The organism is Bacillus sp. AFS055030, assembly GCF_002574545.1.
In the GTDB taxonomy this organism is placed as follows: domain Bacteria; phylum Bacillota; class Bacilli; order Bacillales; family Bacillaceae_G; genus Gottfriedia.
This window is the reverse complement of sequence record NZ_NUGT01000006.1, coordinates 95,192-118,890: the sequence shown is the minus strand read 5'-3', so window position 1 is coordinate 118,890 and position 23,699 is coordinate 95,192. Positions and strand designations below refer to the sequence as shown.

General features: G+C 32.4%; 21 protein-coding genes. 8 read left to right on the top strand and 13 right to left on the bottom strand.

Features of this window, described 5'->3' with window-relative positions; all coding sequences use genetic code 11:
* Nucleotides 1-16 precede the first annotated feature (16 nt).
* From lepB to addA, 3 genes are all read left to right on the top strand, one after another.
* A complete protein-coding gene (gene lepB / locus CN925_RS02270) occupies nucleotides 17-568 on the top strand; it encodes a signal peptidase I (protein WP_286138238.1) in 552 nt (183 codons plus the stop codon).
* 78 nt (nucleotides 569-646) lie between these two features.
* On the top strand, nucleotides 647-4,150 hold the full coding sequence (gene addB / locus CN925_RS02265; protein WP_098844329.1) for a helicase-exonuclease AddAB subunit AddB: 3,504 nt from the start codon (nucleotides 647-649) through the stop codon (nucleotides 4,148-4,150).
* The gene (gene addA, locus CN925_RS02260; protein ID WP_098844327.1) at nucleotides 4,143-7,883 is read left to right on the top strand and encodes a helicase-exonuclease AddAB subunit AddA; all 3,741 of its coding nucleotides are present in this window, start codon (nucleotides 4,143-4,145) and stop codon (nucleotides 7,881-7,883) included. The genes addB and addA overlap by 8 nt, the downstream gene beginning before the upstream one ends.
* Before the next feature lie 35 nt (nucleotides 7,884-7,918).
* On the opposite strand, the gene CN925_RS02255 is transcribed toward addA, so the two are convergent.
* The 7 genes from CN925_RS02255 to CN925_RS02225 form a co-directional block, all read right to left on the bottom strand.
* Complete coding sequence (locus CN925_RS02255; RefSeq protein ID WP_098844324.1) at nucleotides 7,919-8,134, bottom strand: spore germination protein; 216 nt, start codon at nucleotides 8,132-8,134, stop codon at nucleotides 7,919-7,921.
* Between the two features lie 16 nt (nucleotides 8,135-8,150).
* Nucleotides 8,151-8,765, bottom strand: coding sequence for a spore germination protein GerPE (locus tag CN925_RS02250; protein WP_098844322.1), 615 nt, complete (start codon nucleotides 8,763-8,765; stop codon nucleotides 8,151-8,153).
* Nucleotides 8,765-8,941 carry a spore gernimation protein GerPD gene (locus CN925_RS02245; RefSeq protein WP_069032956.1) on the bottom strand — a complete coding sequence of 59 codons (177 nt, stop codon included), beginning with the start codon at nucleotides 8,939-8,941 and terminating at the stop codon, nucleotides 8,765-8,767. The genes CN925_RS02250 and CN925_RS02245 overlap by 1 nt, the downstream gene beginning before the upstream one ends.
* Nucleotides 8,938-9,549, bottom strand: coding sequence for a spore germination protein GerPC (gene gerPC / locus CN925_RS02240; RefSeq protein ID WP_098844319.1), 612 nt, complete (start codon nucleotides 9,547-9,549; stop codon nucleotides 8,938-8,940). The genes CN925_RS02245 and gerPC overlap by 4 nt, the downstream gene beginning before the upstream one ends.
* Nucleotides 9,550-9,586: 37 nt before the next feature.
* Nucleotides 9,587-9,784, bottom strand: a complete 198-nt coding sequence (locus CN925_RS02235; protein WP_098844317.1) for a spore germination protein GerPB — start codon at nucleotides 9,782-9,784, stop codon at nucleotides 9,587-9,589.
* Nucleotides 9,785-9,797: 13 nt separating this feature from the next.
* Nucleotides 9,798-10,019 (bottom strand): spore germination protein, encoded by a 222-nt coding sequence (locus tag CN925_RS02230; protein ID WP_098844314.1) that lies wholly within the window; start codon nucleotides 10,017-10,019, stop codon nucleotides 9,798-9,800.
* Nucleotides 10,020-10,228: 209 nt separating this feature from the next.
* Entirely contained in the window at nucleotides 10,229-10,384 is a 156-nt protein-coding gene (locus tag CN925_RS02225) for an aspartyl-phosphate phosphatase Spo0E family protein (RefSeq protein WP_088012099.1), read from the bottom strand.
* A 466-nt stretch (nucleotides 10,385-10,850) separates the two neighbouring features.
* Here CN925_RS02225 and CN925_RS02220 point away from each other — a divergent pair, with 466 nt between their 5' ends.
* Nucleotides 10,851-11,225, top strand: a complete 375-nt coding sequence (locus CN925_RS02220) for a DUF1516 family protein (protein WP_098844311.1) — start codon at nucleotides 10,851-10,853, stop codon at nucleotides 11,223-11,225.
* A 41-nt stretch (nucleotides 11,226-11,266) separates the two neighbouring features.
* On the opposite strand, the gene CN925_RS02215 is transcribed toward CN925_RS02220, so the two are convergent.
* Nucleotides 11,267-11,830, bottom strand: coding sequence for a DUF2777 family protein (locus tag CN925_RS02215; RefSeq protein ID WP_098844308.1), 564 nt, complete (start codon nucleotides 11,828-11,830; stop codon nucleotides 11,267-11,269).
* A 426-nt stretch (nucleotides 11,831-12,256) separates the two neighbouring features.
* Between CN925_RS02215 and asnB the strand changes: the two genes are divergently transcribed.
* A complete protein-coding gene (asnB, locus tag CN925_RS02210) occupies nucleotides 12,257-14,104 on the top strand; it encodes an asparagine synthase (glutamine-hydrolyzing) (RefSeq protein WP_098844305.1) in 1,848 nt (615 codons plus the stop codon).
* Between the two features lie 502 nt (nucleotides 14,105-14,606).
* Here asnB and CN925_RS02205 read toward each other — a convergent pair.
* From CN925_RS02205 to CN925_RS02190, 4 genes are all read right to left on the bottom strand, one after another.
* Nucleotides 14,607-15,299 (bottom strand): hypothetical protein, encoded by a 693-nt coding sequence (locus CN925_RS02205; protein WP_098844302.1) that lies wholly within the window; start codon nucleotides 15,297-15,299, stop codon nucleotides 14,607-14,609.
* A 277-nt stretch (nucleotides 15,300-15,576) separates the two neighbouring features.
* Entirely contained in the window at nucleotides 15,577-15,939 is a 363-nt protein-coding gene (locus CN925_RS02200) for a P-II family nitrogen regulator (protein ID WP_069032963.1), read from the bottom strand.
* Between the two features lie 12 nt (nucleotides 15,940-15,951).
* Nucleotides 15,952-17,178 carry an ammonium transporter gene (locus CN925_RS02195; RefSeq protein WP_098844388.1) on the bottom strand — a complete coding sequence of 409 codons (1,227 nt, stop codon included), beginning with the start codon at nucleotides 17,176-17,178 and terminating at the stop codon, nucleotides 15,952-15,954.
* 207 nt (nucleotides 17,179-17,385) lie between these two features.
* Nucleotides 17,386-19,158 carry a glycoside hydrolase family 13 protein gene (locus CN925_RS02190; protein WP_098844299.1) on the bottom strand — a complete coding sequence of 591 codons (1,773 nt, stop codon included), beginning with the start codon at nucleotides 19,156-19,158 and terminating at the stop codon, nucleotides 17,386-17,388.
* 208 nt (nucleotides 19,159-19,366) lie between these two features.
* On the opposite strand from CN925_RS02190, the gene CN925_RS02185 reads away from it, so the two are divergent.
* Both CN925_RS02185 and CN925_RS02180 read left to right on the top strand, forming a co-directional pair.
* On the top strand, nucleotides 19,367-20,869 hold the full coding sequence (locus tag CN925_RS02185; RefSeq protein WP_098844296.1) for an alpha-amylase family glycosyl hydrolase: 1,503 nt from the start codon (nucleotides 19,367-19,369) through the stop codon (nucleotides 20,867-20,869).
* 169 nt (nucleotides 20,870-21,038) lie between these two features.
* A complete protein-coding gene (locus CN925_RS02180; RefSeq protein WP_098844294.1) occupies nucleotides 21,039-22,082 on the top strand; it encodes a LacI family DNA-binding transcriptional regulator in 1,044 nt (347 codons plus the stop codon).
* A 60-nt stretch (nucleotides 22,083-22,142) separates the two neighbouring features.
* Here the strand turns inward: CN925_RS02180 and CN925_RS02175 are convergent, their stop codons facing one another.
* Nucleotides 22,143-22,634 (bottom strand): YajQ family cyclic di-GMP-binding protein, encoded by a 492-nt coding sequence (locus CN925_RS02175; RefSeq protein ID WP_098844291.1) that lies wholly within the window; start codon nucleotides 22,632-22,634, stop codon nucleotides 22,143-22,145.
* A 124-nt stretch (nucleotides 22,635-22,758) separates the two neighbouring features.
* Between CN925_RS02175 and CN925_RS02170 the strand changes: the two genes are divergently transcribed.
* Complete coding sequence (locus CN925_RS02170; RefSeq protein ID WP_098844288.1) at nucleotides 22,759-23,634, top strand: CvfB family protein; 876 nt, start codon at nucleotides 22,759-22,761, stop codon at nucleotides 23,632-23,634.
* Nucleotides 23,635-23,699 lie beyond the last annotated feature (65 nt).

The window sequence follows — 23,699 nt, the reverse complement described above, 5'->3', positions numbered from 1 at the left end:
GGGAGAGAGCATCTTTATGCTTAGAAAAGAAGTATTTGACTGGGGAAAAGCAATTTTTATTGGGATTGCAATTGCTTTTATCGTTAGAACTTTCTTGTTTTCTACCTATGTAGTTGATGGGGAATCAATGATGCCAACTTTAAAGGATGGAAACTTACTAGTTATTAATAAGTTTGGCTATGAAATTGGAGATATTAACAGATTTGACGTCATTGTATTTCATGCAAATAAGGATGAAGATTATGTTAAACGAGTGATTGGTTTACCTGGAGATTCAATTGAATATAAAGATGATCAGCTTTATATAAACAATAAAAAATGGAATGAACCATATCTAGATGATTACAAGAGTTCAATAAAAGGAACACCTTTTACAGCTGATTTTAATTTAAATGAAGTGACTGGTAAAACGAAAGTGCCACCTGGTTATGTTTTTGTTGAGGGGGACAATCGACCAAAAAGTTATGACAGTCGTTTGTTTGGATTTGTAAAAATTGATAAAATTGTAGGGAAGGTTGATTTACTTTATTGGCCACTTTCAAGTTTGAATACGAATTTTAACAAATAAGCTCCTTATGGGGGCTTTTCTTATTAGGTACACTTTTTATAATAACTAATATTCTACTACATAAGGAGGGATTCTAAGATGTTTCAATTTATATTAGGACGTGCAGGAAGCGGAAAAACACATCACATTTTAAATGAAATTACAAATAGATTAAAGAATGAAACAAAAAATATCATCTTTATTGTACCTGACCAAATGACCTTTCAGATGGAATATGAATTAGTTAAAAGGCAGGAAAAAAAAGCAATTATTAATTCCCAAGTTTTTAGTTTTACTCGATTAGCTTGGAAGGTTTTACAAGAAACAGGCGGAATCAGTCGGATTCATATTGGTGAAATTGGAATTTCTATGATTCTAAGAAAGATTATTGAAGAAAAGAAAGAAGAATTGAAAGTTTTTCATCACGTAGCTGATCGACAAGGATTTTATAATGAACTAACAGGGCTTATTGCTGAGTTTAAAGGTTTTCAAGTTTCCTCAGAGGAATTATCTTCTGTTATTTTACAAATGGAACAAAATTCATCAAAGGATCATATTTTTATCCAACAAAAGATAAATGATATTCAAATAGTGTTTGATGCCTTTAATACATATATGAAAGATAAGTATCTTGACTCAGAAGACTACTTAAATTTGTTGATTCAAGAATTACCTAAAAGTGATTATATTAAAGACAGTATTATTTATATTGATGGATATTATGATTTGGCACCTCAAGAGCGAAATGTAATTGAGGAGCTAATGAAAAATTGTAGTGAGGTAAATTTCTCTCTAACAATCGATCGGCCATATGATGATTTTTTACCGCATGAATTATATTTATTTTATAAACCAGCGCTTCTATATCAACAAATTAAAGAGATTGCTTTAAATACAAAGCAATCAATAAAGCAACCTGTTATTTGTCATCATAACTTTAGAAATCAATCAAATGATTTGAAGTATTTCGAAACGAATTTTGATAACAGACCTGTAAATCCTTCGTATGATTCGGGTGGGATTAAGATTATGTCGGCATCTAATCGACGGGCTGAAGTTAATGGGATTGCAAAAGATATTATGAATAAAGTACGTGATCAAGGATACCGATATCGTGATATAGCGATTTTCTTAAGAAATGGAGATTCCTATTCACATTTGATATCGACTATTTTCCATGCGTATCAAATACCTATTTTCATAGAAGAAAAGCGTTCAATGTTAACACATCCATTATTTACGTTCTTACAAGCTACTTTCGATATCATTCAAAGAAATTGGAGATATGAATCAGTTTTCAATGCATATAAAACGGAATTAGTTTATCCATTTGAAAGTAATCGTGATAAGAATCGAGAACAGCTCGAGTTATTTGAGAATTACTGTATAGCATATGGTAAGCAAGGGAAAAGGTGGACGATACAAGAGCCGTGGAAGTATCGTAAGTATCGCTCAACTGATGGTATTGATAGAGGGATAACAAACGAAGAGTTAGAATTTGAGGCATTAATCAATTCAATAAGAGATTTATTAGTAAAGCCAATTCTTACATTTCAAGCTAGTCTAAAGCAAGCAAGAAATGTAAAAGAAATGTGTGTAGCATTGTATGAATTTGTTGAATCACTGGATATTTCAAGAAAGCTGCAACGTTTAAAGGATGATGCTGAAAATCGATCTAACTTAATTGAATCAAAAGATCACGAGCAAGTTTGGAAAGGGTTTATTCAACTTTTAGATGAGTGCGTTGAATTAATAGGAGAAGAAAAACTGTCACGTAAAACATTTTTTGAAATTCTTCAAACTGGTTTTCAATCACTGCAATTTGCGAATGTCCCTGCATCATTAGATCAAGTAAACATAGCTGATTTCGATCATTCAAGATTACAAAATGTAAAGTGTGCTTATGTCATTGGTGTAAATGAAGGGGTTATTCCAAGGAAGGCTAATGAGGACGGATTATTAGGCGATACTGCCCGGGAGTTTTTACAATCGTTTGGTGTAGAAGTAGCACCAACAAGTAAGCATCAATTATTTGTAGAAAATTTTAATATCTATACCGGGATTAATCGAGCTAGTCACGCGTTAATCATTAGTTATCCACTAGCAAGTGATGATGGGAAAAGTCTTGCTCCATCAAGTTTGATCCAAAGGATAAAATCGATTTTCCCAACTATTCAACAACAATTCGAAAGTGGAGACTTAACATTTAGTTCCGTCGAAGAACAGTTAAAATCTATTACAAATTATGGTACAGCGTTAACGAATTTAGTGTCTCAACTTCAAGTTTGGTCGAATAGGGAAACTGAAACGAATATGGATTTATGGTGGACGCTTTATAATGTCTTAAGAGAAAATATTGATTCAAAAGATAAATTGTATAAAGTGATTAGTAGTGTCATGTATAACAATGTTGCGAAAAATCTTGGGGATGATTTAAGTACAGAATTATATGGGGAAGAATTGAGTGGGTCGGTATCACGAATTGAGCTTTTCCATCAATGCGCATATGCCCATTTTGCACGATATGGTCTTAAGCTTCAAGAACGTGAAATTTATAAGTTTGAATCATTTGATATGGGTCAATTATTCCATAGTGCCCTTACAATTATTGGAGAGAATCTTTTACAGGCCGGAAAAAGCTGGAGTAGTTTAACAAGTAATGAATGTGATGAACTAGCAGCAAAAGTAATAGATGAAATCTCTCCAAAGTTTCAACGTGAGATTTTGCTAAGTACGAATCGATATCTGTTTTTAAAGAAAAAAATGAAGGATGTTATTGCGAAAGTATCCTCAATTTTAAGTCAACAAGAGCAGGCAGGCAAATTCGTTCCTGTTGCTTTAGAGGTGCCATTTGGTATTGGTAAAAAGTTAAATTCTTATGAACTTCCGATTGATGGGAAGAGAAGAATGATTTTAAATGGCCGAATTGACCGAATTGATAAAGCAACTAGTGAAAAAGGCGATTATTTACGAATTTTGGATTATAAATCGACGAAAAAGGAATTAAAACTTTCAGATGTTTACTATGGACTTGCTTTACAGTTATTAACTTATTTGGATATAGCTGTAGCAAATTCAACAACTTTACTTGGAAAACAGGCTGACCCAGCTGGTATTCTTTATTTCCATGTTCAAAATCCGATTGTTAACGTTAAAAATAATATCGAACTCGATGAAATTCAGGATGAAATCTTTAAAAAGTTTAAAATGAATGGATTACTATTAGAAGATCGAGAAAGTAATTCGTTAATGGATGAAGCATTACTTCAAGATGGAAGCTCTTCAAAAATAGTACCGATTAGGCTTAAAAAAACCGGGGAGTACATGGCGAAATATTCAAAAACGGTAAAGCCTGAACAATATCCAATGATGACGGATTTTATAAAGCAAAAATTTACTGAAGCTGGTCAGCAAATATACAAAGGTTTTGTAGAAGCAAATCCATATCAGCAAAAGGATAAAATTCCTTGTACATATTGCTCGTACCAATCAGTATGTCAATTTGATGCGAATGTAAAAGGAAATGAATATCGTGTTCTACCTCCTTTAGAAGATAGCGAAGCGTTACAAAAAATGATCGAGGTGGTGAATAAGCATGAGTAAAGAAGAAAATAACCAAAGTAAAACAACATGGACAGTCGACCAGCAAAAGGCGATCGATTTCGAAGGCTCCGATATTCTTGTAGCCGCTGCCGCTGGTTCGGGCAAGACGGCTGTCCTTGTTGAACGTATTATCCAAAAAATCATTCGTGATGAAAATCCCATAAATGTTGATGAATTACTTGTTGTTACTTTTACAAAAGCAAGTGCCCAGGAAATGAAAGAAAGGATCGGGATTGCATTAGAGAAACAACTTGTAAATAATCCTGAATCTGAACATTTAAGGAAACAAGCATCTTTATTAAATAAGGCTTCAATCTCAACTATTCATTCATTTTGTACTGAAGTCATTCGATCAAATTATTATATGGTAGAATTAGATCCAAACTTCCGAACTGCAGAAGAAATTGAGATTCAATTATTAATGGATGAAGTGTTAGAAGAGTTGATGGAGTCAGAATATAGTGATGAAACGAATCTAGTCTTCTTTGATTTAGTTGATCGATATACTAGTGATCGTGATGATAATGATCTACCAAAATTAATATTAAAGCTCTATCGTCATGCAATTTCTAACCCGAATCCAAGTGAGTTTTTAAATGCATTCATTCATCAATATACTATTGAGGGTAAACCGGTTGATGAGATTCCATTTATTCAAGAGCTTAAGAAATTTATTCAAGATGATTTGATTGCTTGTATAAACACATATAAACAAGCTTTGGATATAATTGAAAGTTCTGATGGCCCAATAAAGTATGCTGATGTGTTTAAAGAGGAATATAGTAATTTAGAATGTTTATTTCATGCTTCAGAAAAATCATGGGAAGAAATAAATGTCGGACTACAAAAAATAGTATTTAATCGATTGCCAACTATTAAAAAGACAGAGGGAGATCAACAGAAAAAGGAATTAGTAGCGAATTTCCGTAAAGATGTTAAAAAGAAGATTGATGAGATAAGAGATAAGTATTTTAGTCGAAGTATTGACATTCAATTAAAACAAATAAGTGAATTAAAGCCTTTAGTTGAAAAGTTAATTGGTCTTGTTAATCGATTTATCGTGTTATTTAAACAGGCAAAAATGGAAAATGGAATTTTAGATTTCAATGATTTAGAACATTATGCACTTGAAATTTTAAAGGAAAAAAACGAAAAAGATTTATTAGTCCCTTCTTCAGTTGCAAGAGTTTACCAAGAAAAATTTAGTGAAGTGCTAGTTGATGAATACCAAGATACGAACTATGTACAAGAATCGATTTTAAGATTAATCACAAAAGGCACAGGAGCTTCTGGTAATCTTTTTATGGTTGGGGATGTTAAACAATCGATTTATCGCTTTCGATTAGCAGAACCACAGCTATTTATAAATAAATACAATTTATATGAAAAAGAGAAAAATGAAAGAACTGGCTTGAGAATCGATTTATCTAAAAACTTTAGAAGTAGAGCGGAAGTATTAGATGCAACCAATTTTATTTTTCAACAAATTATGGGAAGAGAAATTGGTGGAATTGAGTACGATGAAGATGCGATGCTAAAGCTTGGTGCGAGCTATCCTGAATACTCAGACTGCGCTGCTGAATTAATCTTATTAACGAATTCGGATGAAGAAGAAAATGAACCTGAGTATAGTGAACAAGAAGACGATGATCTTGTTGAAGAAAAGCTTGAACAAATTGAAGCAAGGTACGTAGCAAGAAGAATAAAGGATTTAGTTGAAAGTGAATATTTAGTAACTGAAAAGTCTGGAGAAATGCGACCGGTAAAATATAATGATATCGCTATTTTAGCTCGTTCATTATCGAATGCTGATTTGTATATAGAAGAATGTAAAGTGTTAGGTATCCCGCTATATGCAGAGAAATCAAAGGATTTATTTGAAACAATTGAAGTGGTCGTCTTTATAAATTTATTAAAGCTAATCGATAATACCATTCAAGATATTCCGCTTGCATCAGTCTTACGTTCTCCGATTGTTGGACTTTCAGAACCGGAATTAACGATGATTAGACTTAATCATAAAAATGGTTCTTTTTACGATGCATGTCAAGATTATGTAAATAATTATGAAAACCGTCATAAACAGCTTACAATTAAATTAGTAAATTTCTTTGAACAAATAAAGGAATGGAAACGACTTGTTAAAAGGGAGACACTTTCAATCTTTATTTGGAAGGTTTTAAAAGAATCTACATACTATGATTTTGTCGGAGGGTTACCGGGTGGTAAACAAAGGCAAGCGAATTTAATTACGATATTTGATCGTGCAAAAGCATTAGAAGAATCAAACTATAGAAGTCTATTTCAGTTTTTAAGATTTTTAGATCGTATGCAAGAAAGAGATGAAAAGCTAGATGAGGTTCGTATTTTAAGTGATCAAGAAAATGTTGTTCAAATGATGACAATCCACAAAAGTAAGGGATTAGAGTTTCCTGTAGTGTTTGTCGTGAATACATCAAAGCAATTTAATATGCAAGATTTAAGGGCCAAATTCATTTTACAAAAAGAATTAGGTCTTGGTATGAATTTTGTTCACCCTACGTATCGTACAACTAATTCAACTCTTTTGAAGGAAACAATCAAGCGAAAGGAACATGAAGAGTTAATTTCCGAGGAGTTACGAATTCTTTATGTTGCATTAACTCGTGCAAGAGAAAAGCTTATTTTAGTAGGTAAAGTAAATGATGCCCAAAAAATGATTGAAAGCTGGAAGGAAATTGAAAATCATAAAGAGTGGCTTCTGCCATTAAACGTTATTAGTGGAGCTAAAAGCTATCTTGATTGGATTGGTCCTTCGATTATTCGTCACGATTCTAGTAATGCTATTAGACTTGAAGATGATTTGTGGCATGCAAAAAATGAAATTCAGTTTTACCCGTGTCGTTGGAATTATTCAATTGTCGATGCTTCTACAATTCAATCATTCGAAGCTGAGGAAGTAGAAAATAATAAAGTCGAAGTATTCCACGCTTTTCAGTCAAAGGAACCGATTCAAATTAACAATGATGAGCTTTATGAAAAACTTGAGTACCAATTAAACTGGCAATATCATCATAGACAATCAACTCTACATCGACCGAAACAATCAGTTACTGAATTAAAAAGAAAATTGCAAGAGGAAGATCCATATAGTCAAAGATTTACAGCGACTAAAACAAAAGGTTTTCCACTTGAAAGACCAAAATTTATGTCAGAACAAAAATTGAATTCAGCTGAAAAAGGAACTGCGACCCATGCTGTTATGCAAAATTTAGACTATCAATTTGTTTCATCTCATGAAGAAATTATAAATCAGATAAATAGTATGGTTGTTAAAGAGTTAATAACGAAAGAGCAAGGGGAAGCTGTAAATAGCTTGGAGATTTTTGAATTCTGTCAGTCAGAGCTAGGTCAATTAGTGAAAAACTCAAATCAAAAGCTGCGCGAAGTACCATTTAGTTATGGTGTATCTTCAAAAGAAATATATAAAGATTGGGAAGACGAAGAGGAAGTTATATTAATCCAAGGGATTATTGATTTACTTTTAATTGATGGAGACGAGGTTATATTACTAGATTATAAAACTGACCGAACTAGTGCATTTGCAACAAGGGAAGCATTGAAGCAAGAAGCTGTTAGAAGATACGGGGTTCAACTCGATCTTTATTCAAAGGCAATTGAAGCAGGTATGGATAAATTAGTTAAAGCTAAGTATCTATACTTTTTCGATGGGGGTCATATCGTAAAGTTATAGAAAAAGCGATGCTTAATGCATCGCTTTTTTGTGTATTATAGAGTCGCAACTTCATTTTGATCAACTACATCAGCATCTAAAGTATTCGTTGCACTTGCTCCACTTATTGTTGCTGGTATAAACCCAGTATTACCTGAGCCTGAGCCGAAATATGATTTTGTTTGCGTTTTTGGTGAGATATTATTAAGATCTCCTGTATTAATATTTCCTTCGTTGCTTGTGATCACAATTGCACCAAGAAATGTTGGCATGAAATAACCTCCTTTCTTAATCGTTTCTATTTGTTTCTGATGTTTCTTTATTTTGTCTTGTTACTACTACAGGTACTGAAGGCACACTTGGTGCTACAGGTGCTACTGGTACTATTGTGTGTGGCGTTATGACAGACGAAGATGGTTGAACGGATTGCATAGGCTGTGCCATCATTGGCTGTAATAGCTGAGAAAAAGTAGGTTGAGCATGACTAGTGCCTGGAGTTTGATAATGTATAGTAGGTGTTGTTGTGGTAAAATGTCGTATTTGATGTACTCTAGATAACATTAAAGCATTATGAACAGAACCAATAATCGAAACACCGGCTGAGCTTATACCATTATAATTAATTGAACCAACTTGGATTGTGGGATTAAGATTTACTCGGTTTAAGTTTACATTAGGAACATATGGAAGATGTGTTGGAATGACTTTAAAAAGTGGATAATATTCAAAAACATCTTTGTTTACATCAACAAACATATTTCCCTCTTCATGAAGCGCGAGAGCATTTGACTCTGCATTGACTGAAAATGTATCCCCAAACTGTAAAATGCTTGAAAATAGTACTGTATTTACATCATATCTTTCTACGGAGGCTAAACGAAATCTTGGATCAATTTTAAACATTAACTTACAGATAAAGGTACAAATGGTCCAATAATTAATGATTCTGGTGGTGTGTCAAATATAGAAGATAGTGAAATATTATGAGCATCTCCAACTAAGAATAAGGAAGATGATGAAATGGCTGTAAATTTTATTTCATCTACTTGTAAATTGCAATTTGTTACATTTAAATTCATCCTTTATTCTCCTTTCCAATATTATGTGGTAAGTTTTGTAAAAAGGCACTATAGGCAGTTCGAATATCTCTTAACATGTGTAAAACGATTTCTTCAGAATATTGTAGAGGGTTATCAGCAAAGTTTGGTTTATTTCTATATAAGTCAATATAGTAAGGAATCCTTATATCCATTTGATTTCGTATATCATCGATCATCATTTGACGATAATAATCATCTACAGCAACTCTTAGATCTGTTTCTAATTGGAGGATGGTTTCTAATGCCTCTTCTTTTAAATGGAAGTGGATTCTTTCTTCTATATATGATTTTAGTGCTTTCATATTATTGTCAGGTTTAATATCTATTTGTTGATTTTCGACTGTTAAATCATCAAATGTAGGTGCTTGAAGTGGATTCAGACCTATTGTTAACGTGCCGTTTAAATTTTCTACTTTTAATTGGTCAAATTTATATTCAATTTTATCAATTTTTGTCTCAGGTCTTTGAGAAAGTTCAAGAACAGTAGCCTCAAGCTGAACTACTTTAGCTTTTAATTGTTCAATTATTTTGGACTGCTCATATAGTAATTGCTCAATTTGGGTCTGTCTTAATTCTAGTTGATTCATAGAATTCCCTCGCTTTCAATTTGCTACAGGAATAAATTTATGTTTCTTGCGAGGTTTGAACGATTTGACCTGGTTCAGTAATTGGCGGTGCTGGTTCTAAATAATCTCCAGTATTATTCGTTACCGTTCTTGCATTTATATTTCCTGTTGTTCCGATTTGAAAAACAGATGAGTTTACGATCCCACCAGTTTTTAGCTGATTAATAATAATTGTTTGATGTATATATATATTCAAACGACACCCTCCTTTACATGTTTCCAACCATTGGCTGATCAACTTGGTCTTGATCATATACATTTGAAATACTTTTATTGTTATAAACTGTTACATTATCACCTGTATTAAACGAACCAGCACCGGCGTACGTTTGAGCACTACTTTTAGGTATGATATTATATGCATCACCCACGTTAACTACAGCGCTACTACCGATACTGACGATATTAATTACTCCAACATAAGCAGGCATGACTGTACACCCTTTGTTCTTTTTATGATTATGTATTATATGGCCATTTAACCTAAAACGTGATTGTAGACTATGTATTGTTAAGAAGTATTAATTTTTATAAATAGGAAGAAAAGGGGTAAAGGAAAATAAAAAGGGAAGAAATATCTTTTTACTATTACAAAAAAAATACTAGCTGCAATTAGAATAAACTAATCGCGAGCTAGCTATTAAGCTCTCCTTTTAGAAGAGGTAAAGGTCGAAATCATATTCATTAGCCTGTCCAATTCCTGGCTACATAAAACTGTTTTCTTGTTCGTAAAGCCATATCGTCCCGCATAGTAAACCATTCGGGCCCGTTTTTTCTCTATAACATGAAGCAGCAATTTAGTCACCAACTTTGTTCAAGAATAGGGAATTATGTCTAGGACTCACGATGTATGTAATGCTATTATACAAAATCATTTTCATATGAGAAGGCATTCGCTAAAAGAAGTGCAAAACTTACAAAATACTACAATATTCATCTGCATTCCATCATGGGATAGTGGAAATTGAAAGGTTTTTGTTGGATAAACTTTACGGCATGTCGAATTGCAAGGAGCCACCTGATGGTATTAAATTTATTTTCGACAGTAGATTACAATCCTAGATTAATATAATTTATGATTTTTAAAAATGAATAATATGTCATACGTTTTATGACGGTTAATAGGTATAAAATCATAGTGTATATTTTGAACAATTTGTGAATTTTTTTAAAATCTTTTCCCATTCCATTTCATCTACATTTTTCCTTATTCAAACACTTATGTTATGATTATTTAGAATATATAATTGGGAGGAAATGAAATGATTCACTTACATATTACATCGTGGGTAATCGCTATTATTTTAGCTTTATTTGTTGGGCACGGATACAAAAATGGTTGGAATGTGAAAGTTGCCCACATGATTTTACGTCTTTTATACTTCGTTATCTTAGGAACTGGACTGTATTTATTTATTAATATTTCAAATAAAGATAATATGCCGTCTAATATGATGATGCTTTATAACGTAAAAATGACACTTGGTATTCTTATGTTAGGTGTGTTTGAATATTTTACAGTGTCTTCTAAGAAACATCGTAAAATGGTTGTTCCTGCAACTATTTTTACAGTATTCATTTTAGCTTTATTATATTTAGGATTTAAATTACCACAAGGTTTTAATTTCTTTGCATAATAAAAAAACTGTCACAATTTTCTTGTGGCAGTTTTTTGTATTTATGAAAGTTGTGTTAACAGGTAGCGGTTACCTGTAGCTTTCGTAAGTTCAAATCGATGGTTTTGTTCTTCAAGTGATATTCTAAATTGGTGATATACTGAACAAACAAGTTCTCCATTATCAAATACGATGAAATTTACGCCTTCTGACGGCGAACCTTCAGGTTGAAACGAAAGGAAGTTATGACAGTACAAACAATCATATAGGGAAAAATTATGTGTATTCAATAGGTAAGCTAAAGTATAAAATGATTCATCAGTTAAATTTTTCAAAAGTGAATCGAAGCTATATAAAAGCTTTCTTTGAATACGAAGGATATCGCCATTTTGTAATTTTTTCTTTTTGGAATTCTGGATAATATAATGACCATTTTTTAAAGATGCAGGTACCCACTCTTCATTTATAGAAACTTCAAAATCTTCATCGATAAGATCCTCAAGTAAAAATGCCTCATCTGTTTCATCATCGAAAAAGACCCATTCATCATTGATTTCTTCAATTGCTCCAATAGTGAAAGCGCGAGGTTGCTTTTGAAATAATTGTGATCGATGCTTGAATTGCATTAAGTAACCTCCAGTTACAAGCGTTCTGCTGTTCATTGTTTATTTGCATAGGTTCAAGTGAAAAGTAGTGATTCGGACATTTTATTGAATCATAAAATGAAGTATCTAATACTATTTATTTTCGTTCGAACCTTTTTTTGAATCTCGAATATTGTTTTAAATGGATTAGAAATTTTACTCTATTTTCCGACCGGTATTAGGATTTATAAATCTTAATAGCTGCGTTTATTTAAAGCTGCTACTTTTTTCATTTATTGACATAACTTAACTATTTTATAACTATGCAAAAATTAAAAAAACGTATGGACAAATAATGAGAAGTTACCAACTTTTTTTGAGAAATTACGCACCTATTTTTATAAGCAATAATACGATATAGAATTAACTTTAGATTTATAGGGAAATAGCCCAGAAAGGAGAAAAAACATGTGCGGTATAACTGGGTGGGCAGATTTTCAAAAGGATTTATCTAATGTAAAAACAGTAACAAAAAAAATGGCTGAAACATTGTCTAAACGAGGTCCAGATGATACGAATATTTGGTCGTCGAATCATTGTAGTTTTGGCCACAAAAGATTAGTTGTAGTTGATCCTGTTGGTGGAAAGCAACCGATGCGTAAGACGAAAGGTAACTTCACGTATACGCTTTGCTACAATGGTGAGTTGTATAATACAGAGGATATTAGAAAAGAACTTTTAAAAAGAGGCTACACGTTTCAAGGCCATTCAGATACTGAGGTGCTACTTACAAGCTATATTGAGTGGAAGGAAGCATGTGTAGATAAATTTAATGGAATATTTGCTTTTGCAATCTGGGATGAAGAAAAGGAAAGTGTATTCATTGCAAGAGATCGTTTAGGTGTTAAACCACTATTTTATAAAGAAGACTATAAAAGATTATTATTCGCTTCAGAAGTAAAGGCAATTTTAGCAAACCCTGATGTCAAAGCAGAATTAACACAAGAAGGGCTCTCAGAAGTATTTGGACTTGGTCCATCTCGTACACCTGGAAATGGTGTTTTTGATGGAATTAAAGAACTTCGTGGTGGTCATGCTATGACATTCTCAAGAAATGGACTTAAAATATGGAAATATTGGGATGTTAAAAGCGATATACACACAGATTCAGTTGATGAAACGATTGAAAAAGTACGTTTCTATGTTGAGGATGCGATTGTAAGACAATTGGTTTCAGATGTTCCTTTATGTACGTTTTTATCAGGTGGAGTGGATTCTAGTACGATTACCGCAATCGCTGCAAATCATTACGCTAAAGAAGGAAAAGGGCAATTAACTACCTATTCGATTGATTATGAAGAAAATGATAAATACTTCACATCAAGTGTATTCCAACCAAATTCAGACGCACCTTGGATTGAGTTAATGTCTTCAACATTTAATACGAATCATCAAAGATGTGTCATTACAAACGAAGAACTCGTGCAATATTTAGACGAAGCGACAGAGTGTCGTGATCTTCCAGGAATGGCGGATGTCGATTCTTCACTATTATGGTTTTGTCAAAAAATAAAACAGAACTTTGTAGTAGGATTATCAGGAGAGTGTGCTGATGAAATTTTTGGTGGATATCCTTGGTTTCACCGAGAAGATGACTTGAATAGACCAGCGTTTCCTTGGATGCGGTCAACAGAACTTCGTCAAAAGCTTTTAAAAGACGAATGGAGTAAAAAGCTAAATTTAACTCAGTACGTTCAAGATCGCTACAATGAGACTGTTAAAGAAACACCGATCCTTGAAGGAGAAAGTCCTTTAGAGGCTAAAAGAAGACAACTGTTTTATTTAAATCGTCAATGGTTTATGGCTCAATTATTAGATCGCAAAGATCGGATGAGTATGGGAGCAAGCCTTGAGGTGCGTGTTCCTTTTGCAGATCACAGACTTGTCGAATATGTATGGAATATCCCGTGGGAGCTTAAAATGTATGGTGACCGAGAAAAAGGCATTTTAAGAAAGTCTCTTGAAGGTCTTTTACCTGATGATATCTTATACCGCAAAAAAAGCCCATATCCAAAAACTCATAACCCAGTCTATACAAAATTAGTTGTTCAAAAATTAAAAGAAGCTTTAAAAGATAAAAGCTCCGCACTTTACGAGTTTATTGATAAAGAACAATTAAATAGTTTAGTAGAAAGTGAAGGAAAAGTATTTCAAATACCGTGGTACGGACAATTAATGTCTGGACCTCAGTTACTAGCACATTTATATCAAATTCATGTTTGGTTTAAAAAATTCAATATTAATGTGAAAGCTTAAAGTAGAGGGGTGAACTTTTTCACCCCTTTTTTGTTTTTGAAGTAGCTTGAGTAGAGTGTAGAACTGTAAATTGCAATTAAAAACTTGGGGTCGGATAAAGAATTGAGAATCGTAAATAAATCATGGATCATAAAAATAATGCCATATTTTTTTGGGGGTGAGATGATACTCAATAAAAAATAGAAGAATATAATTCAATGGAATATAAAAAAGATGAGTCCTGTAAAATTACAGAAATCATCTTTATTGTGTAGAATTAACACCCCGTATTACTTATCTTTTTTAAAGTATAATAACAATAATGTAATACAAGTAAATATGATAAAAACCAAATAAAAAAGATTTTGTACTAAATACTTAATGTTGTAAAAAGTTTCAGGCACAGATTCTATATCTAACGGATAGGTAGATTCTAAGATATTAGGAATTTTTAAACTTCCAATAAGAATAATCAGCATTAATAGTAAATAGATATATTTTTTATTCATTTTTCACCTCAATTTTATTTATATGTGTATGATTTTTTAAATTCTAAGCCATAAGCTTTTTTTACAGTACCTGTTCCTTCTTTAGTCCAATAAATAGAATACCATGGCATTTTATGCACATCATATTTTTTAGTTTTATATACAGGATATGCTTCTAATGTTAATTTTTTGACATTTTTTCCATTAACCTTACTTGGTACGGTTACTGAACTAGAAATCGAAATATTTGTTTTTTTTGTAACATCCCACCCTATAGAAGCTGTTAATAGTTTACTACTAGCGCCATAACTTGAAGATATTGTAGTAGCGACACCTTTAGTTTGATTGATTCCTATTTTTACACCAGGTTCACCAGTAGTAGAGGCAATTGCACTTGAAGCAGTTACGTCGCTGCCATTACGTATATTATTAACTTTATATGAAGTTAATCCAAGTCTAGATTGTGGAGTAAGAGCTTCAGAAATAACATTGTTTTCCAATAAAATAGATTCGTCTAAAACAATTAATGATTCTAACTCGGGATCTTCTAGGTATCTATTAATTAATTTTTTTTGTTCATCAATGTCCATAGAATCATCTATAAATACGACATTTTCGGGATTGTCATACATGAGATCTTCATTAAGATTATCCTCGTTTGCAAATGCTGGAGAAATAAAACTAAAAACTACTAATAAAGATAAGATAGAATATACTATTTTCTTCATATAAATCCCCCTAACTTTTATTAGATTACATTTTTATTTTACCAAAAATTACTAAAATATTTTTTAACGGATGTGCCTAAAAAGTGAAAACTATTGAGTTGAGCTGGGGTTGGGGGGAGCCCAAAAAACGTCACGTAAATTTATTAGAATATCAATCTTGTTCGACTGGCTAACATTATGTTGAATTTTCACAGAAAGTTTAATAGTAGTAGATTTAAATGATAGATAATTAATCAATAAAAAACCTAGTCATATATAACGACTAGGTTTTTAAAATCTAATAATCATTTTGGAGTGCGTCTCTTCCTTCTTCTCCGGTACGGATTTTAATCGCATTTTCGATTGGGTATACAAATATTTTTCCATCTCCAGGTTTACCTGTTTTTAAAACTCTTTTTGCTTCATCGATTACTGCTTGAACAGGTACGTCACATACGACTATTTCAACTTTAATTTTTTCATGTAAATTGATTGTTCGTTTTTTCCCCCGATACACCTCCGTATAGCCTGATTGCATTCCGCATCCTAGAACGTTCGTTACAGTCATTCCTGTGATCCCTACTTTTGAAAGGGCATCTTTTAAAACATCAAATTTATCTGGCCGAGTAATGATTTCAATTTTTGTTAATTTTGCAGTCATTTTTATCCCTCCTTATATACTTGCGTCGTGATATGCTTTTTCCCCGTGAATGCTTAAGTCAAGGCCGAGGTTTTCTTCCTCTTGATCGACACGAATGCTGATGAAAAAGCCTATAACTTTCACAATTAAGTAGGTAATAACACCTGCAAAAAGATAGGTTGCACCAATAGCGAGTAGTTGTTTCCAAAGAAGTGATACGTCTCCGTAAAAAAGTCCGTTGGCACCAGCACTATTTACTGATTTTGTGGCGAATAAACCTGTTGCAATAGCTCCCCATGTCCCACCGACACCGTGGCAACCGAATGCGTCTAAAGCATCGTCATATCCGAATTTGTATTTTAAGTATGTTACTGCTAAAAAGCATATGACTCCACCTAAAAATCCAATCAAAATAGATGAGAGAGGAGTGACGAATCCGCAAGCTGGTGTAATCGCAACTAATCCAGCTACGGCACCACTAACGCCACCTAAAATAGTAGGTTTCTTATTTACGTACCATTCCACCAGCACCCAAGCAACTGAAGCTGCAGCAGCTGCAGTATTTGTATTAATGAAAGCAGTTAATGCCACATCATTTAGTGTTAGTGCACTACCAACATTAAATCCGAACCATCCAAACCATAATAGTCCAGCTCCTAATACAGTTAGTGGTAAGTGATGAGGTGATGTAGATCCGAAATCGCGTCTTTTACCAAGAAGAAAAGCCAAAACTAAACCTGAAACACCAGAGGAAATATGGACAACTGTTCCACTGGCAAAGTCTAAAGCACCTAGATTACGAAGCCAACCATCCACGCCCCATACCCAGTGAGCTATTGGGTCATAAACAAAAGTAGTCCATAAAAGAGTAAATAATAGAAATGCTGAAAATTTCATGCGCTCAGCAAAGGCACCAGATATAAGAGCAGGCGTTAAAATTGCAAACATTAACTGAAACATCATGAAAAGATTATGAGGGACTGTTGCGCTGTAGTTTTCGTTTGGAGTAAAACCAACATCCTTTAATGCTGCCCAAGAAAAGCCACCAATTAAATGATTAAAATCTGGACCGAATGCTAAAGAGTAACCAATTAGCACCCACTGGATTGATACGATTGCCATAGCAGAATAGCTATGCATTGTCGTACTTAATACGTTTTTACTTTTAACCATCCCACCGTAAAAAAGTGCCAGACCGGGTGTCATGATCATGACCAAAACAGTTGAAATAAAAAGAAATACACTATCCGCAGCTTGAATACCGTTCATCTTCATTCCCCATTTCTTTAATGTTAGTTTTTATAACATTAAATGTTATATAAATTATCATATTCAGAATATATGCAAAATTCAATAAAAATTTCACAAAAATATCAAAAAAATTTAGAAAAATTATGAAAACGTTAACATTTATCTAATTTGTTAGAAAACCTAACATGATGGAAATGAGTGAATAAAAATACAGACTCAGGAAAATGAGTCTGTATCTTCTATTTGTAAAATTAAAAAGTCGGTTTCTAGTAGATCAACACCAATTGAATCAGATTCAGTTGCGAACTGCTCGCCATTCCACACATTTGTTATTCTTTTCTTACCTAAATTTATTGGTACTTTAACTGATTGTTTTTCGCTTGAGTTATTAATGATGATTAAAAAATGAAATTGATTATTCTTTCTTTCATACATAACAATGTCAGGTTGGTCAGTTAGTACCCAATTAAACTCACCTTCGTTTTCTAAAACTGAGTATTTTTTTCTTAAAGAAATCAATTTTTTTATTGAATTAAAGATCCTTAAATTATACTGTGATTTGTCCCAAAGCATACAACTTCGGCATTCAGGGTCATTTCCACCTTGTAGTCCGATTTCATCTCCGTAATAGATACATGGCGTTCCAAAGAAAGTAAATAAAAAGACATATAATAGAATCACTCTTTTTTCATTTTGATTACATTGAGTCAGAATTCTTGGTGTATCATGTGAACCTAATACATTGAAAAGTGCTTTAATTACCGGTAATGGATATTGAGCAATTAAATCGTTTATGGAATATTGAAACTGTGTCTTTGAAATCGATTGATAACCGAAATAAGCAAAAAGTGATTTCATCAGAGGATAATTCATAACAGAATCGAATTCGTCACCTCTTAGCCATGGCATGGCATGGTGCCAAATCTCACCTACAATAAATATATCATTTCTTAGTTCCTTCATTTTTTGATTAAATCGTTTCCAAAAGTAATGATCGATTTCATTTGCGACATCTAAACGCCAGCCATCTATATTAAATTCTTTTATCCAATAAGAACCTATTTCTAATAAAAAATTCTGTACTTCTTTATTTTCTGTATTTAGTTTTGGCATTTCCTTTACAAACGAAAAAGTTTCATATGCTATATTGTTTTGCTCGTCATTAAAAAAGTGAAACCACTCAAAAAAGGCGGATTCTCTTCGGTTTTGTACGGCATCCTGAAATGGGGGGAAGGATGCACTTGTATGGTTAAAAACCGCATCGAGCATTACTCGGATATTATTTTCATGACATTTCTCGATTAATGCTTTTAAGACTTTCTCATCTCCAAAAGTAGGATCTATTCTAAAATAATTGATTGTATTATATTTATGATTTGAATTTGCTTCAAAAATAGGTGTTAAATAAATTCCAGATACCCCTAATTCTTTTAGATAATCTATTTTTTGAATAATTCCTTCTAAATCACCACCAAAATAGCTTGAACTAGTTGGTAAAGTAGTGCCCCATGGAGTTGAATTGGTAGGATTATTCTTGTTATTTCCGCTAGCAAATCGATCTGGGAATATTTGATACCAAATCGTATGATTAATCCAACTCGGAGGCGATATTAAATTATTTTTATGTAGATATGGCAAAGTAAAACAGTTCGACTGATCATTAGGGTTTAAATTGGTAGTAAATCCGCCCTCACCATAAAATAAAGAATCCTGATCGTTTTTTAAAAGAAACTGATATTTCATTCGTTTATTTGGAGGGATAACATTTACTTCCCAGTAGTCGAATAGTTCTGTGGAAAATGCAAGATACATGGAGATTGGTGATTCGATTTGCCAAGTTGAATCATTGAATTTGAATGGGTCTCCGAAATAAAAAATAATTTCTGTGCAATCACCTTTTTTTGTTCGTATTCTTAAACGATAGGTTTTATCATCTATTGAAAAAGCATATTGATCATATGGTTGATGATAAATTGATTCAATTTGCATGATCCCACCCTTTATGAAATTTATTATTAGTGTCTATAAGGAATAAACTTGCTATCTAAATTAGTAACAGTATAATTAAATAGTGTGTGCAATCGCTTCCATTTTTATGAAATTTTAATTTAACATTTGAATTTCTATGTAATATTTTGCAAAATAATGTAGAGAGTGAAATTTATGTACATGCGAGTGTCTTGCAGGGGGAGAAAAAATGAGGCGATTTGGTTTTTTTATACTAGTATCTGTACTATTTATTAGTATGTTACCAAGTATTAGTTTTGCAGAAAAAAAGACAACAGATCTAAGCAAAGAAATGATTTATCGAATTTTAGTTGATCGTTTTTTTGATGGTAATCCTATGAATGATAAAAATACAGACCCGAAAGATTTAAATAAATCTCAAGGTGGGGATTTAGAGGGTATTACTCAAAAATTAGATTATCTTAAGGATTTTGGATATAATGCGATTTCGATTTCACCTATTTTTGAGAATGACGTAAATTCATATGATGGATTCAATATCGTTAATTTTAGAAAAATTGATCCAAGGTTCGGAACAAATAAAGATCTTAAGAAGTTAGTCAAGGAAGCGCATAAACGAAATATAAAAGTTTATATTGACTTTGTTACAAATAATGCTTCGCCAAATAGTGTACTTGCTAAAAGAGCGGATTGGTTTAATCCCGAAAATAGTACAAGTTCAGAAATGAAATGGATAAACGGGTTACCCGATTTTAACCAAGAAAACAGTGAAGTAGCTAGTTACTTAATTGAAACAGCTAAATATTGGATGGATCAAGCTAATTTTGACGGCTATAATTTGCAAGAAGTAAATAATGTACCTGTTTCTTTTTGGGAATCATTTAACAATGAAATAAAAAAGAAAAATCCAAATTTCATTTTATTTGCTGATTTAAATGCTTCAAGTGAGATTGATCTAAATAAATATAAGAATTTAGGTTTTAATGGAATTTATAATGTAGATTCAGTAACGGATTTGGCAAATACATTTTCTTCACAAAATGAATCTTTAACTGATTTAATGAAGCGACAAGCGGATTTAAGTAAACAGTTAGATTCAACATTACTGATTAACTATTTAGATGATGAAATGACTAAGCGGTTTGTTTCAATAGCTTTATCAAAAGGTGAGTATCCACCTTCAAGATTAAAGTTGGCACTTGCGTATTTATTTACAACACCAGGGATCCCATTGACTTATTATGGGACAGAAATTGCACTAAATGGTGGGAATATCCCTGATAATCGTAAGGGAATGGATTTCCGTACTGATGAAGATTTTTCAAAATATATTAAAAAACTAACAGAATTAAGAAGAACTTTACCATCTCTTTCAAAAGGAGATTTAGAAGTTCTTTATGATGATTCAAAAGGTATGACTTTAATAAAGAGACAATATAATGATGAAACTACAATCGTTGCGATCAATAATACTTCTAATGATCAAAAGGTTCATTTAGATTTTGATGTTGTTAAAAAATCTAATGAATTAAGAGGGATGTTAAATGATGATTTAGCTCGCCCAAATAAAAAAGGATTTGATATAGTCCTTAAAAGAGAATCATCAAATGTTTATGCAGTAGCACCTAAAACAAGTTTAAACATGGGAGTGATTATTGCAATTCCATCTATTTTTATTGCGTTTATCATCTTCTTATGGCTGGCAAGTAGACGTAATAAAGAGAAGAATTAAATAGTAGTTAGTAGAGCTTAGAATACTTAAAATGGCTGATTGTCTTTTTTGTATTCTAAGCAAATTATCCACTTCATTCCAGTAAAAGAAACAATCATTTTATAATAAAGTCTGCATCTAAAGTGAAATTGATAACGTTTACATTCATTCGTAAATAAGGGGAATTAAAATGACGATTACAATTAAGGATGTTGCGAAGAAAGCGAATGTAGCACCTTCAACGGTGTCTCGAGTTATCTCAAACAACCCAAGAATTAGTGAAAAAACAAAAAGAAAAGTTAGAAAAGTAATGGATGAACTAAATTATCATCCAAATTTAAATGCTAGGTCATTGGCTAATCGATCTACGAAATCAATTGGATTAGTATTGCCACCAGCTTTAGATACTTCATTTCATAATCCTTTTTTTGCTGAAGTAATAAGAGGTGTGACAGCTTATTCAAATCAAAAAGATTACTCTCTTTATTTTATTACAGGAAACAACGAAGATGAAGTTGAGCAAACTGTGATTAAAACGATAAGGGGTAGAAGAGTCGATGGAATTATTCTACTTTACTCTAAGGAAAATGATAAAATTATTGATTATTTGAACGAAAATAATTTTCCTTTTGTATTAGTTGGGAAGCCTTATCATTCAATTGATGATATAACATATATTGATAACGATAATTATGCAGCTGCTAGGGATGTAACGAATTATTTAATTGATCATGGTCATCGACAAATTGCGTTTGTAGGCGGAGACAGTAGTCTTCTAGTAACCCAAAACCGGTTACGTGGCTTCCAAGATTCAATGCAATTAAACGGATTTACTGTAAATGAAGAAGAAATAATATTTACATCATTTACAAGAGATGGTGGAAGGAAAGCGGTAAATCAATTACTCGAACTAAAAGAGCTTCCCACTGCAATTGTCGTAACAGATGATGTATTAGCATTAGGAATTATCAGTGTATTAAGTGAACATAATATTTCAGTACCGAATGATCTTTCAATTATTAGCTTTAATAATGCTATTTTTGCAGAATTAGCAAATCCACCACTAACATCTGTAGATATTAATATATATCAACTAGGCAATGAAGCGGCGAAAAATATAATATCTAAAATTGAAGAACCAGATGATACTGAAAAAAGTATAATCGTTCCATATAAAATAGTAGTACGTGGTACATGTGTTAAAAACGAGAGATTAACGTTAGTTAGTAGCTAAATGGATTTTATTTAAGTTAAAAAAGAGGATGACTAGTATCATCCTCTTTTAATTATGTATTTATCGGTAATTCATAAATTGAACATCAATTGATAAATCTGCACCTTTAACAGCAGCGATAATTGCTTGTAAATCATCTCTACTTTTTGCAGTTACCCGGATTTGATCGTCTTGAATTTGTGATTTAACTTTTAAACCACTATTTTTAATAATTGTATTGATTTTTTTTGCATTTTCTTTATCGATTCCTTGAACTAACTTAGCTCTTTGTCTTACAGTACCACCTGAAGCACCCTCAACTTTAGAGTAGTCTAAGTTTTTAATAGGAACATTGCGTTTAATTAGTTTACTAATTAATACGTCTTTTAATTGCTCTAACTTATAATCGTCATCAGAAACTAAAACTAGTTCTTCTTTTTCTAAAGAAATTGAGCTTTTGCTTCCTTTAAAGTCATAGCGAGTTGCAATTTCCTTTGTAGCAAGTTGAATCGCATTAGAGACTTCTGGTAAGTCTACTTTTGATACAATATCAAATGAACTTTCTTTTGACATAGATAGAATCCCTCCAATTCGTTAATACTTGTATTATAGTGTATGATAGACGAAGTAACAAACTTTCAGGTGAGCATGATATAATAATTTTTAATTTGAAAGTTAAGAGAGGATGTAACAAAGAATGAGTTTACAAGCAGGAGAGATTGTAACTTTAGTTTGCAGTCGAATAACGGATATTGGATATATGCTTGTCCAAGATCAAGAAGAAGTATTTTTACATAAAAATGAGGCATCTGGTGAAGTTGAAATAGATCAAGAAGTAACGGTATTTTTATATCATGATTCGAAAGGTAGACTATCTGCAACGATGGAAATGCCTTTTATTACAACAGAGGGTTATGGATTTGCAAAAGTAGTCGATAAACTTGATGGTGTTGGTGTGTTTGTAAACATCGGTATTTCAAAAGATATTCTTTTAGAAAAAGGTGACCTTCCGCCTCTTCAAGAAGTATGGCCTAATGTAGGCGATGAGATTTTTTGTACGTTAAAGCAAACAAACAAAGGTAGACTATTAATTAAAATTGCTACTGAACCTGTCATGAGAGAGTACTCTGTACCGGCTGAACCTAGTATGCTTAATAAAAATGTTACAGGAATCATTTATCGTACTTTAAGAGTGGGGTCATATATTTTAACTGATGAACGATTTATAGGTTTTATCCATGAATCTCAGAGAAAAACTGAACCTCGAATTGGTGAGAGGGTAAGTGGTCGTATTATTGATGTTAAAGAAGATGGAAGTATTAACGTGTCACTTTTACCAAGAGTACATGAAGGACTAGATCAAGAAGCAAATGAAATTTATGAATATATGATGAGTCGTGGTGGGGCAATGCCATACTGGGATAAGAGTGACGCAGAGGATATTAAAGTAAGATTTAAAATTAGCAAAGCTTCATTTAAACGAGCAATGGGTAGATTATTAAAAGAAAATAAAATCTATCAAGAAGACGGTTGGACGTACGCAAAAGAACTGTTTGAGAAGAAAGAGCAATAATTAGAGTTTGAAACCATTTCACTAAAATGAAATGGTTTTTTGCTATTTTTTTACAGGTTTACTGG